This is a genomic window from Paenibacillus oceani (assembly GCF_014705615.1).
In the GTDB taxonomy this organism is placed as follows: domain Bacteria; phylum Bacillota; class Bacilli; order Paenibacillales; family NBRC-103111; genus Paenibacillus_AB; species Paenibacillus_AB oceani.
The window spans coordinates 25,307-41,794 of record NZ_JACXJA010000053.1 but is presented as its reverse complement, the minus strand read 5'-3'; the positions used below and the strand labels follow the sequence as shown (position 1 = coordinate 41,794).

Annotated in this window: 12 protein-coding genes; 4 read left to right on the top strand and 8 right to left on the bottom strand. The window is 54.2% G+C overall.

What is annotated here, in order from left to right:
• Positions 1 to 86 precede the first annotated feature (86 nt).
• Positions 87 to 1,232, bottom strand: a complete 1,146-nt coding sequence (locus IDH45_RS29670) for an MBL fold metallo-hydrolase (protein ID WP_190931770.1) — start codon at positions 1,230 to 1,232, stop codon at positions 87 to 89.
• 319 nt (positions 1,233 to 1,551) lie between these two features.
• Positions 1,552 to 2,022 carry a MarR family transcriptional regulator gene (locus IDH45_RS29665; protein WP_190931769.1) on the bottom strand — a complete coding sequence of 157 codons (471 nt, stop codon included), beginning with the start codon at positions 2,020 to 2,022 and terminating at the stop codon, positions 1,552 to 1,554.
• 151 nt (positions 2,023 to 2,173) lie between these two features.
• On the opposite strand from IDH45_RS29665, the gene IDH45_RS29660 reads away from it, so the two are divergent.
• Entirely contained in the window at positions 2,174 to 3,595 is a 1,422-nt protein-coding gene (locus IDH45_RS29660; RefSeq protein WP_397327116.1) for an MDR family MFS transporter, read from the top strand.
• 110 nt (positions 3,596 to 3,705) lie between these two features.
• Here IDH45_RS29660 and mscL read toward each other — a convergent pair whose 3' ends face one another.
• Together mscL and IDH45_RS29650 are read right to left on the bottom strand one after the other, a co-directional pair.
• Positions 3,706 to 4,104 (bottom strand): large conductance mechanosensitive channel protein MscL, encoded by a 399-nt coding sequence (gene mscL, locus IDH45_RS29655; protein WP_190931795.1) that lies wholly within the window; start codon positions 4,102 to 4,104, stop codon positions 3,706 to 3,708.
• Between the two features lie 278 nt (positions 4,105 to 4,382).
• Positions 4,383 to 5,153 (bottom strand): GNAT family N-acetyltransferase, encoded by a 771-nt coding sequence (locus IDH45_RS29650; protein ID WP_190931767.1) that lies wholly within the window; start codon positions 5,151 to 5,153, stop codon positions 4,383 to 4,385.
• 239 nt (positions 5,154 to 5,392) lie between these two features.
• Here IDH45_RS29650 and IDH45_RS29645 point away from each other — a divergent pair, with 239 nt between their 5' ends.
• Positions 5,393 to 6,331 (top strand): DMT family transporter, encoded by a 939-nt coding sequence (locus IDH45_RS29645; protein ID WP_190931766.1) that lies wholly within the window; start codon positions 5,393 to 5,395, stop codon positions 6,329 to 6,331.
• A 61-nt stretch (positions 6,332 to 6,392) separates the two neighbouring features.
• Here IDH45_RS29645 and IDH45_RS29640 read toward each other — a convergent pair whose 3' ends face one another.
• The 3 genes from IDH45_RS29640 to IDH45_RS29630 all read right to left on the bottom strand — a co-directional run bounded on the left by IDH45_RS29640 (position 6,393) and on the right by IDH45_RS29630 (position 10,353).
• The gene (locus IDH45_RS29640) at positions 6,393 to 8,672 is read right to left on the bottom strand and encodes an ATP-dependent helicase (protein ID WP_190931765.1); all 2,280 of its coding nucleotides are present in this window, start codon (positions 8,670 to 8,672) and stop codon (positions 6,393 to 6,395) included.
• 62 nt (positions 8,673 to 8,734) lie between these two features.
• Positions 8,735 to 9,445: an AAA family ATPase gene (locus IDH45_RS29635; protein WP_190931764.1), complete on the bottom strand. Its 711-nt coding sequence runs from the start codon at positions 9,443 to 9,445 to the stop codon at positions 8,735 to 8,737.
• A gap of 5 nt (positions 9,446 to 9,450) precedes the next feature.
• Positions 9,451 to 10,353, bottom strand: a complete 903-nt coding sequence (locus IDH45_RS29630) for an AraC family transcriptional regulator (RefSeq protein ID WP_190931763.1) — start codon at positions 10,351 to 10,353, stop codon at positions 9,451 to 9,453.
• A 141-nt stretch (positions 10,354 to 10,494) separates the two neighbouring features.
• Between IDH45_RS29630 and IDH45_RS29625 the strand changes: the two genes are divergently transcribed.
• The gene (locus IDH45_RS29625; RefSeq protein WP_190931762.1) at positions 10,495 to 11,451 is read left to right on the top strand and encodes a DUF4838 domain-containing protein; all 957 of its coding nucleotides are present in this window, start codon (positions 10,495 to 10,497) and stop codon (positions 11,449 to 11,451) included.
• A gap of 95 nt (positions 11,452 to 11,546) precedes the next feature.
• Here IDH45_RS29625 and IDH45_RS29620 read toward each other — a convergent pair whose 3' ends face one another.
• Complete coding sequence (locus tag IDH45_RS29620) at positions 11,547 to 15,167, bottom strand: S-layer homology domain-containing protein (RefSeq protein ID WP_190931761.1); 3,621 nt, start codon at positions 15,165 to 15,167, stop codon at positions 11,547 to 11,549.
• 331 nt (positions 15,168 to 15,498) lie between these two features.
• Between IDH45_RS29620 and IDH45_RS29615 the strand changes: the two genes are divergently transcribed.
• Positions 15,499 to 16,476, top strand: coding sequence for an AraC family transcriptional regulator (locus tag IDH45_RS29615; RefSeq protein ID WP_190931760.1), 978 nt, complete (start codon positions 15,499 to 15,501; stop codon positions 16,474 to 16,476).
• Positions 16,477 to 16,488 lie beyond the last annotated feature (12 nt).

The following is a 16,488-nucleotide window of genomic DNA, read 5'->3' as shown; positions in this document are numbered from 1 at the left end:
ATTCATCTAAAGCTGCGGGTGCCTCTTGCTGATTAAACTTCCCCGTCCGTCCGCCATACATGCCTGCGCATTAGGAAACGACCAGGTTATTTATCGTGTACGGCGCACCGGTTCGGTCCAAGCTCCATGTTCTGCTGCTCTTCCTCGCCAGGAGTCAGCCTCCCCATATTCGTCTGCCGGATTTCCTGATACGCGTTCGGCTGCGGCGGCAAATGCTTCGTAACCGCCGCGCGGAACAGCTCGTCGTCCTGTACGTTCAGACCGGGGTTGGAGCGGTATAAATCGCCCAAACGGGCCGAAACGACTCCATTCTCTCCAAGCTCCGTCATTTTGCCGAAGTGAGCCGGAAGCACGATAAGCTCCTCCGGAAGCGCCCGGTAAGTCGTATACAGCGAGGTCCGCAGATCCCCCACCCAATCCTCCGCTTTGCCGGCGAGATCGGGACGGCCTATAGATTCGACAAACAGGATATCACCGCTTAACAAATACTTCCCGTCGACGATCAAAGACGTGCTGCCTATTGTATGTCCGGGTGAATAGATCGGCTGGATCGCAATTTCCGTGCTCCCCACCGTAATCGAACTTCCCTCTTCGAGGGGAACGTAATCGAACGTTACTTCCGTCGCATCTTTCGGGGGAAGCCAGTAGGCAGCCAAAGCGTTAATCGCAAGCTTTCTCCCTCCGGATATATGATCCGCGTGGAGATGCGTGTCGATCGTATGCTTGATGACAACCCCTCTTTCCTTCGCATACCGCTCGAACACATCGGTCATTCGCACGGCGTCGATGACAGCCGCCTCCCCGCCCGAGATCACCATGTACGAAAGACAGCCTTTTCCGATCCGCACGAACTGGATCAGCTCGCCGCCGTCCTTCAGATCCCCTACCTTAACCGGCTCCAAATACTCGCTCCAGGCTTTCATCCCGCCTTGCAAATACGAAACGCCAGTCCTCCCCGCTTCGATAAGCTGCTCGGCTACATAGATCGAAGAGCCTTCCTTGGCGCATACGACCAAAAGCTCTTTTCCCGGCGGAATAAGCTCAAGCGCCGGCTCGATGCTGTCCAGTAGATCGAAATACGGGATGTGGACAACTTCGACCCGCCCGCCTTCGATCCGCCAGTTCTCATAGTCGGAAGTATTGCGGACATCGAGGATCATCAGCTCCTCCCGATCTAAAATCTTCTTCGTCAACTGCTGTGCTGTCATCGCTGTTAAGGATGATGTTGTCATCTCTTATATCCCTCCCTGAATGGATCCCGTTTTAAAGGTCATATTCAATATCCAATACCCATGGGGGTATTGATTTGAGTAAAAATATATACCCTTACAGGTATACGTATATATTAATCGTTTTGAATCGGGATGTCAACCTTGCGGGAAGCTTCCAACAGTTTCTTGCATGTGCGGCAGGTTCGTTATGAAAACTAAGGAAAAACAAAAAAACCGGCATCGCCGTTTTTGGATATCAAGACGGCAACCCGGTTCCCTATACCTCTATAAACGATTCCAAACGAAACGGCTGCCCGCTCTTTTATTGCCGGCTGAAATATTAGCTGCCCGTCCGGTCGCCAGCCTGAATTAATATCGATTTCATCCTGCTCATATGCTCATTAAGCTCCATAAGCTCGTTTTCATCCAGCAAATTCAGCATGCTCTTGATCCGGTCGGAGATGATCCGGTGGTATTCGGCACACACTTGATCTCCGGCCTCGGTTATTTCCACGTATACGGAACGGCGGTCGTTCAAGCATGGAAGCCGGGTAATCAAGCCTTGCTTCTCCAGCCGATCCAGAAGAGGGGTCATATTCGGCCTCGAAATGTTCAGCTTCTCCGACAGCTCGGATACGATGGAACGCCGGACTTCGCGCAGCAGCACAATAATATGGATGCTGGAACCGGATAACTGGATCTGGGGCATATCGCATTTCGGAAGCGGATCGAAAATTTTCCTTTTCAGCAACGGCATCAGCAACATGAAGTTTTCTACAAAATGCTCAAGCAGCAACTCTCTTTCTCTCATGACCGCACCTTCCTTATAATTATAGTTTACCATAACGGTGCCCACTTTTCGATTGAACGGAATTAGTTATTATTTTATAATTACCACGTATATAGATAAAGGAGGAGAAGAGAAATTGAATTCCACTGCTGCTTCAAGCCCTGCGGCTCCCGTGGATGTGGGGAACGTCAAGAGGCTTCCTATCTTGATTTCGCTTATTATCGGGGCATTTTTCTCGATTTTAAATGAAACATTGCTGAACATCGCCTTCCCGCAGCTGGTGATCGAGCTGAATGTGTCGCCGTCGACACTGCAATGGCTGGCCACCGGCTACATGCTAGTGGTCGGAGTGCTCGTGCCCGCCTCTGCCCTGCTTGTGCAATGGTTTACGACCCGGCAGATGTTCCTTGGGGCGATGATCTTGTTCGCAATCGGTACGCTTATATGCGGGATCGCGCCGGGGTTCTCGTTCCTATTGGTCGGCCGTCTGCTGCAAGCGGGCGGAACCGGATTGATGCTGCCGGTACTGATGAACACCATCCTCGTGCTGTACCCTCCGGAGAAGCGGGGAGCCGCTATGGGAAGCATCGGGCTGGTTATTATGTTCGCCCCTGCCATCGGCCCGACCTTATCCGGACTTATTCTGGAGTCGCTGCAATGGCGCTGGCTATTTTTTCTCGTATTGCCGTTTGCCATATTTTCGATCGTGTTCGCATTTATTTATTTGAAAAACGTATCGACGCCTACGAAACCGAAGGTGGACGTCCTATCTATCGTCCTGTCTACGCTCGGCTTCGGCGGCATCGTATACGGGTTCAGCAGCTCCGGCGAAGGACACGGCGGCTGGTCGAGCCCGCAAGTGTACGGCACCGTTCTGGTGGGCGCGGTCGCTCTGCTGCTGTTCGTATTCCGTCAGCTGCGGGTGCGGGAGCCGCTTATGGACCTTCGGGCATTCCAGTTCCCGATGTTCTCCCTGACCACCGTTCTGCTGATCATCATGATGATGACCTTGTTCTCGACGATGTCTTTGCTGCCATTCCTGTTCCAGGGCGCTTTAGGTCTCACCGTATTCGCTTCGGGCCTGCTCATGCTGCCGGGCAGCTTGCTGAACGGATTAATCTCGCCGCTCACAGGCAAACTGTTCGATAAGTTCGGGCCGCGGGCGTTAGTTATTCCCGGAACGGCTTTCCTGGTCGTGATTATGTGGTTCTTTACCCAAGTGTCGGTGGAAACGCCCAAGACGACGTTCCTGATCCTGCACATCTGCATGATGGTCGCCATCTCGATGATTATGATGCCTGCCCAGACGAACGGCCTCAACCAGCTGCCGCCTCGTTATTATCCGCATGGCACGGCGATTCTGAATACGCTGCAGCAAGTCGCCGGCGCGATCGGCGTCGCATTTTTCATCAGCGTCATGTCTTCGGGGCAGCGGCGTTTCCTGGAGCAGTCGGCCAATCCGACCTCTCCCGCACAGGTGGCGGAAGCGATGGTGGCCGGCGTCCACAACGCCTTCATGATCGGCTTCGGCTTCGCCGTCGTCGCGCTGATCCTGGCTTTGTTCACGAAGCGTACTCAAGCGCCGAAGCAGTAACAGCCTGCGGCCGCAACAAAAAGAGGTCTTCCCGCATTTGGTGCGAAAGACCTCTTTTAACGTTCGCCTGACGCTAAGCTTAGCGGCACACGTTGCTCGTCGAACCTGATTCAAGAGCGATTGCCCGGGTCCTGACGCTGCTCTTTAAGCAAGTCCCGGATCTCGGCGAGCAACTGCTCCTCCTTGGACGGGGCCGGCGGCGCAGCCGGCTTCTCCTCTTCCTTGCGCTTGAGCAGGCTGAGTCCTTTGATGAACATAAAGATCGAGAACGCTACGATCACGAAATCGATGACCGTCTGCAGAAACGCGCCATACTTCAATTCCGCTCCGCCAAATTTGAAATGGAGTGCCGATACATCAAGCCCTCCGAGCAACAGTCCGAGCAACGGCATCAACAGATCGTTAACAAGAGAGGCCACAATTTTGCCGAACGCTCCCCCGATAATGACCCCGATCGCCAGCTCCATAATATTCCCTTTGAGAGCGAACTGTTTAAATTCCTTCATCATTGCCCGCACGCCACATGCCTCCGCTTCTAATCTCGCTTACACCGCTTCGGGAGGTACGTTCCGGCTCAAGACCGTGCTTGTCCGGCTCCCCCCGCTGCGATGCTTTTTTTTGCGAATAATCCGCTATATCGTGAAGCATACCATAAAAACAGACGATTATGTATACCCGAAAATAACTACGTTTGCATGCCTCCGGTCTTGTCAGCCCTGCTTTCCGCGGCCCAGCGAACTCCGTGATGAACCTGCCGCCGCCGGGTTTATTGACAGGGATCGCAATCTCAATCCGATACTTGCGGCAGGTCCGTGCGCTTCTTCACCCTGTACCAGTACGTGTAGATTTCCTGAAAGTTCAGCTTCTCGTATAGCCGAACCGCCGGTAGATTTTGCTGCACCACGAGCAGATAGCACCTTGCAGCGCCCTCTCTCCTGGCCCATTGGAGCATGTGCAGAATCAACTGCTCCCCGTACCCTTTATTCCGTTCATTCGGGTTCGTGACGATATCATACAATCCGATGTCCCCCTGCTCGATCACGCCAAGGCCGCAGGCAACCGGCTTCCCTTCCTTGTAGAGCGTAAAAAACCCTTTCTTCAAACAAGAGGGTTGCAGCAGCCGGGCCGTGATGCCTTGATTCGTCTCGGACAAATGCTGAAAAGCCGCCATCGTCCGCAGCCAGTCCGTGCTTAACGTTTCTTCGATGCGAATCTCCGGCAGGCTTGGTTCCCTGAGGCCGGTTAGCGGGGCCGTCTTCACGCTGGTGGGATCAACCCGCTCGTAGCCGCGTTCCTCCAGAAACGGGTCCAGGTCGCCGGGAGTAATGAACGGAGTTATTTTGAAAATCGTATCCAACCCCGCACTGGTGTACAGACTCTCGCACCGCCGCACTTTCCCGCTTATAGAACCGGATTGCATCTCCGGAGCATACAGAGGCTGGATCGAATTGGATCTCTTCGTGTATCCGTCCGCGAATCTCAGCAGCCAGCCGTCGTACAGAAATGTTTGTAGGGCGGGCCAGGCGTTCAATGAACGTTCTTCGATTTGCTTATGCATGGACGTACTCCTTTCCGTTAATGAATTTAAGAGTTAATATACATAAATATGAATATTTATTCAATATGTTTTATAAAATCGTCCTCTATCCGCGTCCGCGCCTCACCGTTTCTGTGGCCTTTCGCTCCTCTTATCCCTCTTTCTGTACCGGTACAGATTCCGATTTTCCATAGCGAACGGCTCGTTAAAAACAGGTACAATGAGGGTATCGCACTCCACTACGAAAAGAGGTACTTCCCATGACAGCGAAACGAAATGCCTACATCGCCGCGATCGTGTACGCCATGATCATCGGCCTGTCCTTCCTGTTTGTCAAACAAACGCTCACCGTCGCCTCACCGCTCGATACGCTGGCACACCGGTTCTCGATCGCATGGCTGGCGGCCACCGTCTGGCTGCTCGCGACGAAGCAATCCGTACGGGTGACGAAATCAGATTTGCGGACGATCGCTCCTTTAGCGGTTTTATATCCAGTCCTCTTTTTTGCGTTTCAAGTATTCGGCTTGCTGTACAGCTCCTCTTCGGAGGCCGGCATTATTTTGGCGACCGTCCCGATTTTCACTCTCGTATTCGCGGGACTTGTATTAAAGGAGACTTCCACACCGAGGCAAAAAATCGCGATCGGCCTGTCCGTGCTCGGCGTCATTTACATTTTGTATATGAACAGTGCGGGAACCGGCACAAGCGGCAGCATACTCGGAAGCGGACTGCTCGCCCTGTCGGCCGTCGTCGCCTCGCTGTACAACGTGCTGGCCAGAAGACTGACGCAGCGTTATTCCTTATTTACCTTAACGTATGTGATGTCTTTTTTCGGATTTATCACGTTTAACGTACTGGCGCTCTCCGATCATCTGATTCGGGGCACCGTCCATCAGTTTTTCCAGCCTTTCCTGCACGCCGATTTCGTCGTTGCGGCCCTGTATTTAGGGGTGCTGTCCTCTCTCTTGACGTCCTACTTGTCGAACTTCGCCTTATCGCGGCTGCCCGCGTCCCAAATGAGCGTGTTTAGCAATTTGGCTACCCTCATTACGGTGATGGCCGGGATCGTGTTCCTGCAGGAGGCGTTTCATTATTATCACGCCATCGGCGCCGGCATGATTATAGCCGGGATTATCGGCGTCAACTATTTGGCGAAGGCGAAACGGGAGCGGGAGGAAAAACGTCCGTCCAACTCCTGACATCCCGAGGCCCCCAAGGGGAAAAAGAAGAGGAGGCATCCGCCCCCTCTTCCGATCCGTTTTATACCGGCTCCAACAGCCGTTTTTCCAGACAAGTTGCGATGGAGAGCGCCTTCTCGGTTTTTTCGAACCGGATATGAATCCGCTCCCGATTCACCCTGACAATCGTACCGCGCCCGAACACCCGATGCTTCACTTCCAGACCGGGGGCCAGCTCCTTTTGGTTCGTGATGGCGTTCGGATTAAAAGCTTCCGGAACCGCTGAATTCCATCGTTCCCCCATTTGCCCGGGCGACTGCTTATACCCTCTCCCGGAAGACGCAGCCGCCGGTTTCCTTTCGAATGTTGCAGGCGGCTTCGGAGGATTCAGGATGGTCATGACCGCAGTGACGAAACGCGACGCCGTTGTTTTCTCTGTGTCCCGTTCCTTATACGTAAGAAGCTCCAGATGCTGCTTCGCCCGGGTCATCCCGACATAAAACAGCCGGGTGGCCTCCTCGATCAGAGAGGCGCCTCTCTCAGGCGAGCCGGTTTTGAGATCTTCCGCCGAAGGGATGATGCCCTCCACCAGATCGATCATATATACCTGCTCGAACTCCAGCCCCTTCGCACTATGGAAGGTCGAGAAGGTGACCGCATTTTGCCCCTTTCGCGACTTCGCGGTTTTCAGAACCGACTCCAAATACTTAAGCCGGCTTGCGAATTCCTCCATCGTTTGCAGCGTATCGGCGATTTCCTCCAGCGTGTTCAGAATGCCCAGCAAATATTCCTTGCGGAACCCGAGCCGCTCGCACATCTTCTCCAGCGCTTTCTCGTACCCCAGCCGCTCGCGGATCACTCGGATCGCCGGACGCGGCGGCATCCCCCGCATTTGCCGAAACGTCTCTTGGCTTGCCTTCAAAGGTTTGATCTGGTACTCATTTAACTGAACCCGATCAAGCAGCGTATCGAATACCGATTCGTTGGTATGGAACGCTTTGACGGCCGCCATCTGCTGCTTCGTGATATATCCGTTAAACTTCGCGTAGATTTTCTCCAGAAGTTCGGGACGCCTGTCGGTATAGGTCATCCTCATGAAATTCAAAATATCTTCAACGACCCAATGCGAGAAAAACCGGTTGTCCGCATCCTTCATATAAAACGGAATACCGGCCCGGTCAAACTCGTTCATCAGCGGGATCGAGGACGAATTGTTGCGGTACAGCACCGCCACCTCCGTCAAGGTTTCCACCTTCTGAATCTCCCGTACCAAATATTTGGTCTGATCGGCGAAATGCGCCAGGCTCCGGACCCGGATCGGCTTCCCTGCCGGGTTTCGGGTAAACATGTTTTTGTTGTACCGGTCTTTGTTGCGCTTGATGAACTGGTTCGCCACGCTCACGATATCTTTGGTCGACCGGTAATTTTGCTCCATCAGCAGCGTAACCGCCTTCGGATACACGCGCTTGAATTGAAGCAAATACGAGGGCTCCGCCCCTCTCCAGCTGTAGATCGACTGGTCGTCGTCCGCCACCACGCATAAGTTGCCGTGCCCCTTCACCAGCTTCTCGATGATCGCATGCTGCACGACCGACGTATCCTGGCTTTCGTCCGTCAGCACGTAATCGTACTTCTGCTGATAGCTGCGAAGCAGCCCCTTCTCCCGCTCCAGCGCTTCGTTAGCGATCGTCAGCATGTCGTCGTAATCAACCAGCAGCTTCGGGCGGCTAGAGCGTTTGAACGCCTCGTATTCGCGCAGAATACGCTCGGCTTGCTTGACGTCGGTCTTCACGGCGTTCCACCGTTCTCCGGGGATCATCTTGTTTTTGATATAGCTGATATAGGTCGTTAGCTCATCCATCTGGTCGTCGGTGATGTTCTCCCCGTTGATCGTCTGGAACAATCTCCGTAAAATGATCTTCTTGTGCAGCGGCAAATGTTCTGCGCCGGGGTCTCCCTGATCTGGCTCTTGCTCCTGCTCCTCCGGATCGACGTCGCCTTCTATGATCTGGAACGGGAGTCCTTTTCGGTGCAAGTAGATACGCATCACTTCAAAAGCAAGGCTATGAATCGTCGAGAAGTCGACCGGTGGGAGGTTCGGGAAAAACCGTTTGAACCGTTCCTTCATATCGCTTGCCGATGCCCGGCTGAACGTGACCGCCTTAATTCTGGAAGGGTCTACTCCTTTCCCTTCGATCAGATGGCCGATCCGCATAATAATCGTCGTCGTTTTCCCCGATCCGGGCGATGCCAGCAGCAGCAGAGGGCCTTCCGTCTGCAGAACCGCCTTTTGCTGCACTTCATTCAAGGCAACGCCCAGTTCCCGCTGCTTGCGGGCCAAAAAAGCATTCCCTGCACTCATAGTTCGACTACCCTTTCCCTTTGCCAACTACCGTTTCATTCCGATACTATCATTATAGCATTTCAATCATTGAATAATTCATCCAGCACTCTGGCGCGGTTCTCGAGAAAACGCCTTGTGATGATGTAATGCAGCGTCTCTTCATACCGGATCTCCGAGACCGGCAAAACGTCAAAATTCAAAATTTGCGCATCCGGGTATCCGAGCAGCACCGGAGAATGGGTGGCGATAATAAACTGGGCTTCACTCTCCAGATCCTTCATGATGCGCATAAGCGCCAGCTGCCGGGCCGGCGACAACGCCGCCTCCGGTTCGTCCAGCAAATAAATCGCCTTCTTGCCGAAGCGATGCTGGAAGAGAGATAGGAACGCTTCCCCGTGCGACTGCTTGTGCAAGGAGCGACCGCCGTAATATCTCAAGCTTTCGGGCATCGTATCCAGATGAGAGGCGAACTGATAAAACGTCTCCGCCCGCAGAAAAAAGCCGTTCGTTATTTTCGGCATCCAGGAAAGCCGGATATGGTCGCCCAGCGCGGATTGGGAAGCGTCTACCTCGTATCGATTATTTTTGCCGCCGCCAGCCGTATGGAACCCGCATTGATAGGCTATCGCTTCGAGAATCGTCGACTTCCCCGACCCGTTCTCCCCTACGAAAAACGTAACGTTCGATTGGAACGACAACCGCTCCAGCGCATTCACGGCCGGGATCGAGAACGGATATTGGCCCGGATCGATTTGCGCGTTTCTCAACACTTCAAGACTTCGCAAAAACATCGAAATCAACTCCTGCCTGCCGAATGAATATGGGACTGTTTGCGATAATCGGTCGGCGACATTCCTTTCCACTTCAGAAAAGAACGGGAGAACGTCTGAAACGACCCGAAGCCGACCTCGTAGGCGATTCGCGACACCGGCAGCTCGGTCGAGGCGAGAAGCCCGCAAGCATGACGAATTCGCAGTCCTTGCACAAAGGGAACGAAATTTTGCCCGGTTCGTACCTTGAAGCACTCGCTCAAGTGGGAGGCGTTGTAATGAAACTGCCGGGCTAACCGCTCCAGCGTCAGCTCTTCCCGGTAATGCCTATGAACGTAACGGATCATTTGCCAGAAGCCGGCCTTTGCGGACGGGGATTCTTGCCTGCCATCACAGGCGGTCTCCGAACCGTCCACATGCCGACTGGATCTCCACCGTTCAAACCATACCAGCGTCTCAAACAGCTTGGACTTGATCAGGATGCTGCGCATCCGTTCGTCCCCGGCCGCCTCCCGCCTCATATCGTCGAATAGGCCTGTTGCCTGCGCCATCTCCCGTTCATTCAGTTGAATATACGGCGGGAGCCGGTCAGAGTCGTCCAGTACGATCGCGGCCAGTCCCTGATCCCCTTCCCTGGAATCGAACAGCAGTTCGAGATCAAAATTACATATGTACAAATGCAGACACGACCCGGGATCGCTCCGGATCGAATGAAACTGATACGGAAGCAGGAAGATCAGCGTACCCGGCTTCATCGGATGCTGAAGTCCGTTGATCGTTTCGGTGCCGCGGCCTTCCAGGACCAGGATAAGCTCCAGAAAATCATGACGATGCGGAACGACCGACTCGACCTTCTCGATTTTGAGACTGAACGGAAACGAACTGTTCATGTTCGGATAATCCGTCAAATAGATCGGATTCACGGGCATACCTTCCCTCCCGGTTACGTCGTCTGTTGGTGTTCCCATTATACCAAAAAAATGAGATAGGTTGCCGAACGGATGGAATGTGATAAAGGGGTCCTCTCTCTATAATGGAGACAGAAAACCGCCTGAGGAGGGATCTGGCGAATGATCGAAAGAAGAGGGATCGTACTCGATTTGGACGACCTGCACGACGAGTGGCCTGGCCTTCTGCATCAGGCGAATCTGAACGTGCTCGGACTGCATAATTGGAGCCCCGAACCGGAGATTCGCTCTAAAATCGATGCAATGATCCGTTTTTTCGAATCCGCAGAAGGTTTCAGGCTCGCTAACCGGTTAAACAATCTGAGCATTGGGCTGGAATTCGAGCTGCATGCGATGTGCTGGCTGCTGCCGGGTGAATATTATCGGAGGCATCCTCACTGGTTTCGGATGGATGAGAGCGGAGAAAGAACGCCGCACGACAACTTTTGCCCGTCCAGCGAAGATGCGCTCGAAGTAGTCAGGGATCATGCAATCCGGCTCGCCCGGAAGCTACAGCCTACGACCGGCCGGTATTACATGTGGCAGGACGACAACAAGCCGTGGTGCCGCTGCGAGAGCTGCCGGACGTATTCGGACAGCGATCAAAATCTGCTGGTCATGAATGCGATTCTCGAAGCGGTCCGGACGGTGGATCGTCATGCCAAACTCTCGTACCTCGCCTACATGGCCACACTGGAATCGCCCCCGGCGAAAGTCCGGCCGCATGAGGGGATTTTCCTCGAAATTGCGGGGCCCGGCATCCATCGGATGAATGAATCCGGAGCGCGGGGAGCGGCCGGCGACGAGTTATTCCAACAGGCGCTTGCCCGCAATTTATCTATTTTCGGTACGGAGGACGCACAGGTGCTGGAATATTGGCTGGACGTCTCGCTTCAGTCCAGATGGCGGAAGCCGGTAAGCAAACTGCGATTCGAGGAAGCGGCAGCCGCCAGGGATATCGCCTATTACAGATCACAAGGCATTCGTTCCATCACGAGCTTCGGCGTGTTCCTCGATGAATCGTATTTTCAGAGACATGGCATTCCGCCGGTTGAAGCTTACGGGCGGCGGCTGGAGTGAGAACGAAAGGGATGTAAATATCCAAAAAAACAGGTTACCCTGTTACGCCGTACTAGCGGCATTTACCAAGGTAACCTGTGCTCGTTTCTTATAACCTAAATCAAATCCGAAGATTTTAACAGCCGCTCCACCATAACCGCAACCTCAGCACGAGTCACGAAGGCTTTTGGCGCCAGCAGGCCTCCGTCTCGCCCCGTCACAATTCCGGCCGCTATACTTGCCGAAATGCCATGAGCCGCCCAGCCGGAAGTCTCCGCAGCATCGGTGAACCCGTATAGCGCACCGTCTGATGCATCCGCTGCCAGTCCTGTAATGGACATCGCTTTCGAAACAATGACCATCGCTTGCTCACGGGTAATCCGTTCGTTCGGGCGGAACGTGCCGTCCTCGAAGCCGTTGATCAAGCCGTACGCATACGCCGTCCCGATCACACCGCTATACCACTCCGATGCCTGCACATCCGAGAAAGCTGCAGACCCGTCCTCAGGTTTCAACCCCAGGCCCCGGACTATAATCGCAGCAAACTCGGCCCGTGTAATATTTTTGTCGGGACTGAATACGCCGTCGCCTGTCCCGTTAACGATTAACCGTGAGCCCATATTGTTAATCTGATCCTTGGCCCAGTGACTCCCTGCATCAGCAAACTCCAGCGGATGCCAGATTACCGAATACGTACTGTTGGTCAAACTGTTGATTTTGGCCGTATATCTCCCGTCTACAACCCCAATCCTGGTCGGCACATGGCGGACGGTTCCGTCCGGTTCCACAACCACACCTGTTGTAATTCGATTCGGGTTTGTGCCGTCCGGCATAACGATGGTGCGTTCGACATACGTATTGAATTGGCTGACTTCAACTGTCCGCTCCCCGTACACCGCATAGATTTTGAATTCAAGCGGAGGAGCGGCGAGCTGCCATTCCCCTTTTGCCGCCGCGGTTTCAACCAGACGCAGCGTATTTGCCGATGGCACGGCAATTTCAATATGAATGCTGATATCCCGGAGGTCGGCATCTTTCCCGATTTCCTGTGCAATGGAATCTATGCTCATTTGCTGTACAGGTATGGTGTAGGCAGCCTGACCGGTGCGAAGCACGAAAATTGCTTGTTTCATTTCCATTTGCTTGGCTATGCTGCCGTTAAGCTCGGCGATAACTACGTCGCTGGCATTTGTCACAGAAACCGTGATGACGGCCCCCTGATCTTCGCTCTCCAGGCGCTGCCGCAGCTTGTTCTCATCTACAGCAATCGACAGAACTTGCCGGCCGTTCACTTCCTTCACCGTTGCCGTACCCGCACTTTCGGCTCGACCGTTCACGAGTACATTCACGCTGGCGGTTCCCGGCGAATCCGTTTGTCCGGCCGGGCCCTTGCCGCTTGCCGAGCCGCTGCCGTCAGAGGAGCTTTCGTCGTCTTCGGACGAAGCCAACGGATAGACGGCATTGGATTCCGCCGACCATTCGCTTTGGCCGACCGCATTGATAGCCGCCACCTTGAATGTATACCTTTTTCCATTGGTTAGGCCGGTTAGCGAAATCGGGCTTGATGTTCCGCTCACTCTAATATTGTCGGGCAAGGCAATGACCTCATACTCCGTAATGGTGCTTCCACCATTGTCGGCTGGAGGTGTAAAACTGACGACGGCTTGCCGATCCCCGGCTGACGCCGTTACATGCGTCGGTACGCCCGGAACTGATGGGAGCGTCACAAAGCTGCTATTCACGCTGATCACACCCTGGATGCTCTGGATCACATAATACGTATTGCCCGCTGTCAGGCCGCTGAATCGCCATACGCCGCCGCTCTGATCCGAAGGACTGTCCGAAATCACATGCCCGTCCGTGTCATATAGTGTGATCGTGGCCCCTGACAATACGTTGCTCACATCGACTAAACCAAGTCCAGCCGAAGCCGTCGGGGTCCTTAAAGTCACACCGACAAAGGTGGAGTTCTCGCTCTCCTCGCCGCCCACCGTCTGCGTGGCATAAAAGCCGAGACTGTTCGGCACCACACCGGTGAACGCGTAAGTCGCTCCCGTTACACTCGTCGCTGTCGCTACCAACGTGCCATTGGTCAAGTACAGCTTCAAGGTTGCGCCCGCAGTGAAACCGCTGATGCTGATACTCTCCTCGCCGCCGGTCGCTGCAGGGGAATCCGGAATGTCCGGCTGTACCGTCACGAAACTGCTGTTCGCGCTGGTTACGCCGTTGATGCTTTGAACCACATAGTAGGTCTTCCGGGCGGTCAAGCCGCTGAATCGCCATACGCCGCTGCCTTGATCGGACGGGGAATCCGAGATCAGGCTCCCGTTCTCTTCGTGCAGCTTCACCGTTGCACCGCTCAGCACGTTGCTTACGTCCACGTAATCAAGCCCCGCCGAGGCCGAAGGCACCCTTAACGTAACGCCGACAAAAGCGGAGTTCTCGCTCTCCTCGCCGCCTACCGTCTGTGTGGCATAAAAGCCAAGACTGTTCGGCACCACACCGGTGAACGCGTAAGTCGCTCCCGTTACACTCGTCGCTGTCGCTACCAACGAGCCATTGGTCAAGTACAGCTTCAAGGTTGCGCCCACAGTGAAACCGCTGACGCTGATACTCTCCTCGCCGCCTGTCGCTGCAGGGGAATCCGGAATGTCCGGCTGTACCGTCACGAAACTGCTGTTCGTGCTGCTTACGCCGTTGATGCTTTGAATCGCATAATAGGTCTTCCGGGCGGTCAAACCGCTGAATCGCCATACGCCGCTGCCTTGATCGGACGGGGAATCCGAGATCAGGCTCCCGTTCTCTTCGTGCAGCTTCACCGTTGCGCCGCTCAGCACGTTGCTTACGTCCACGTAATCAAGCCCCGCCGAGGCCGAAGGCACCCTTAACGTAACGCCGACAAAAGCGGAGTTCTCGCTCTCCTCGCCGCCTACCGTCTGTGTGGCATAAAAACCAAGACTGTTCGGCACCACACCGGTGAACGCGTAAGTCGCTCCCGTTACACTCGTCGCTGTCGCTACCAACGTGCCATTGGTCAAGTACAGCTTCAAGGTTGCGCCCGCAGTGAAACCGCTGACGCTGATACTCTCCTCGCCGCCTGTCGCTGCAGGGGAATCCGGAATGTCCGGCTGTACCGTCACGAAACTGCTGTTCGTGCTGCTTACGCCGTTGATGCTTTGAATCGCATAATAGGTCTTCCGGGCGGTCAAACCGCTAAACCGCCATACGCCGCCGCCTTGATCGGACGGAGAATCGGAGATCAGGCTCCCGTTCTCTTCGTACAGCTTCACCAGTGCGCCGGTCAGCACGTTGCTTACGTCCACGTATCCAATTCCTGCCGTTGCCGATGGGGTTCTCAGGCTAACCGGGACAAAATTGGAGTTCCAGCTTTCATCGCTGGCTACGGTCTGAGTGGCATAGAAATCGAGACTGTTCGGCACCACACCCGTGAAAGTATACGTCGCATCTGTCACACTCGGCGCTGTCGCGATCAGGATGCCATTGGTCAAGTAAAGCTTCAGAGTCGCCCCCGCGGTGAAACCGCTGACGCTTACACTCTCTTCCCCGCCTGTTGCTGCCGGAGGATTCGGAAGCCCGGCGGCTGACACGGGAATCGGGTAGCCGCCTACGCTCAAGACAATTGCCAAAAGCGCGATAAGCGCAACAGATCTTTTAATTCGGGCGAATATCTGGTACAAATTATTTTCTGCGTGTCTCCATTGTCTACTGTCGTTCATGACGGGTTTCTCCTCGATAGCAAAGTAAAAAAAGTTTCATTCCCAAAAATGAGTTGAATCCCTCCTTGAGTCCATCCATTTTGACGCTGTCCCCAGTGCACCGTTTATTAGCGAAACCAGCGTCATATACAAGAAGAATTACATTCGACAACATACACCTGATTCCTGCATATTTACGACAAAATTACATGTTTTACGATAAGGAATGCCATGCTGGCGGAGGAGATATTTCCGGAGGGTAACAAATGCTAGTAGCCCCCAAGCGATTGCCCACCATTTGACCGCCGTGATAAAATCGACTCGAACGTTACTAAACGAGTGGTGGGGTCGTATGACGGAAACGGCGAAAGAACGCGTGATCGAAGGGCGGAGCCGGTACGAGCTGCAGCGGGAGTTTTCGATCGACCGGCTGTACACGTTCCACTACTACGAGCTGTCCAAAAGCTTTTACAGCACCGGGGAAAAGCACGACTTCTGGGAAATGCTGTATGTGGACAAAGGGGCGCTTGAACTGTTTTTGGACGGCTGCCGCATTGAGCTGACCCAAGGCGACCTGATCTTCTACGAGCCGAACGCCTTTCACTCCGGAGGAGCCAAAACGGCGACCAATGTGATGATCGTAACGTTCGACGCTTCCGCTCCGTGCATGTCCCAGCTTGGCAACCGGCTGTTTCGTCTGGAGAAAGACGAATTGTACATCCTGACGGAGCTGCTGAAGGAAGGCTTCGAAGCGTTCGACCCGCCGATCGACACGTTGTTTTATCCGCAACTGGGCACAAACAAGCAAGCTCCTTTCGGCTGCGAGCATATGATCATCGCGTATCTGGAGCTGTTCCTGATCAAGCTGCTGCGCCGCGTTAATGCCGTCGCTCCAGCCGGGGCGCTGAAAGCGTTGATGGCGGCAGGGGAGAATCAGAAAGGCAAGCTGATCGAAGACATCGTCGGCTACATGAAACGAAACGTGGCCGCGAACTTGACGCTCGACGAGATTAGCGAGCAGTTCTTCATCAGCAAAACCCAGTTGAAGGTGCTCTTCAAGCAGGCGATGGGAATCGGCATCATGCACTACTTCAGCTTGTTGAAAATCGACGAAGCGAAGGAGGCCATCCGCGAGGAATCGTACAATTATACGGAAATCGCGCAAAAGCTGGGCTACAGCAGCGTCCATTATTTTTCAAAATGCTTCAAGCGGGCGACCGGCATGACGCCGACGGAGTATGCGAAAACCGTCCAATCCAACATTCGCCGCAAGCAGCCTTCGGGTTCGCGGCAGCTTTCGGATTTTTCCGAGCGGGGTGAACACATGTAAAGGGACCGTCAG

Coding starts and splice junctions, on each gene's coding strand:
- IDH45_RS29670 (WP_190931770.1), bottom strand. CDS start 1,232: ATGACAACATCATCCTTAACAGCGATGACAGCACAGCAGTTGACGAAG.
- IDH45_RS29665 (WP_190931769.1), bottom strand. CDS start 2,022: ATGAGAGAAAGAGAGTTGCTGCTTGAGCATTTTGTAGAAAACTTCATG.
- mscL (WP_190931795.1), bottom strand. CDS start 4,104: ATGATGAAGGAATTTAAACAGTTCGCTCTCAAAGGGAATATTATGGAG.
- IDH45_RS29650 (WP_190931767.1), bottom strand. CDS start 5,153: ATGCATAAGCAAATCGAAGAACGTTCATTGAACGCCTGGCCCGCCCTA.
- IDH45_RS29645 (WP_190931766.1), top strand. CDS start 5,393: ATGACAGCGAAACGAAATGCCTACATCGCCGCGATCGTGTACGCCATG.
- IDH45_RS29640 (WP_190931765.1), bottom strand. CDS start 8,672: ATGAGTGCAGGGAATGCTTTTTTGGCCCGCAAGCAGCGGGAACTGGGC.
- IDH45_RS29635 (WP_190931764.1), bottom strand. CDS start 9,445: ATGTTTTTGCGAAGTCTTGAAGTGTTGAGAAACGCGCAAATCGATCCG.
- IDH45_RS29630 (WP_190931763.1), bottom strand. CDS start 10,353: ATGCCCGTGAATCCGATCTATTTGACGGATTATCCGAACATGAACAGT.
- IDH45_RS29625 (WP_190931762.1), top strand. CDS start 10,495: ATGATCGAAAGAAGAGGGATCGTACTCGATTTGGACGACCTGCACGAC.
- IDH45_RS29620 (WP_190931761.1), bottom strand. CDS start 15,167: ATGAACGACAGTAGACAATGGAGACACGCAGAAAATAATTTGTACCAG.
- IDH45_RS29615 (WP_190931760.1), top strand. CDS start 15,499: ATGACGGAAACGGCGAAAGAACGCGTGATCGAAGGGCGGAGCCGGTAC.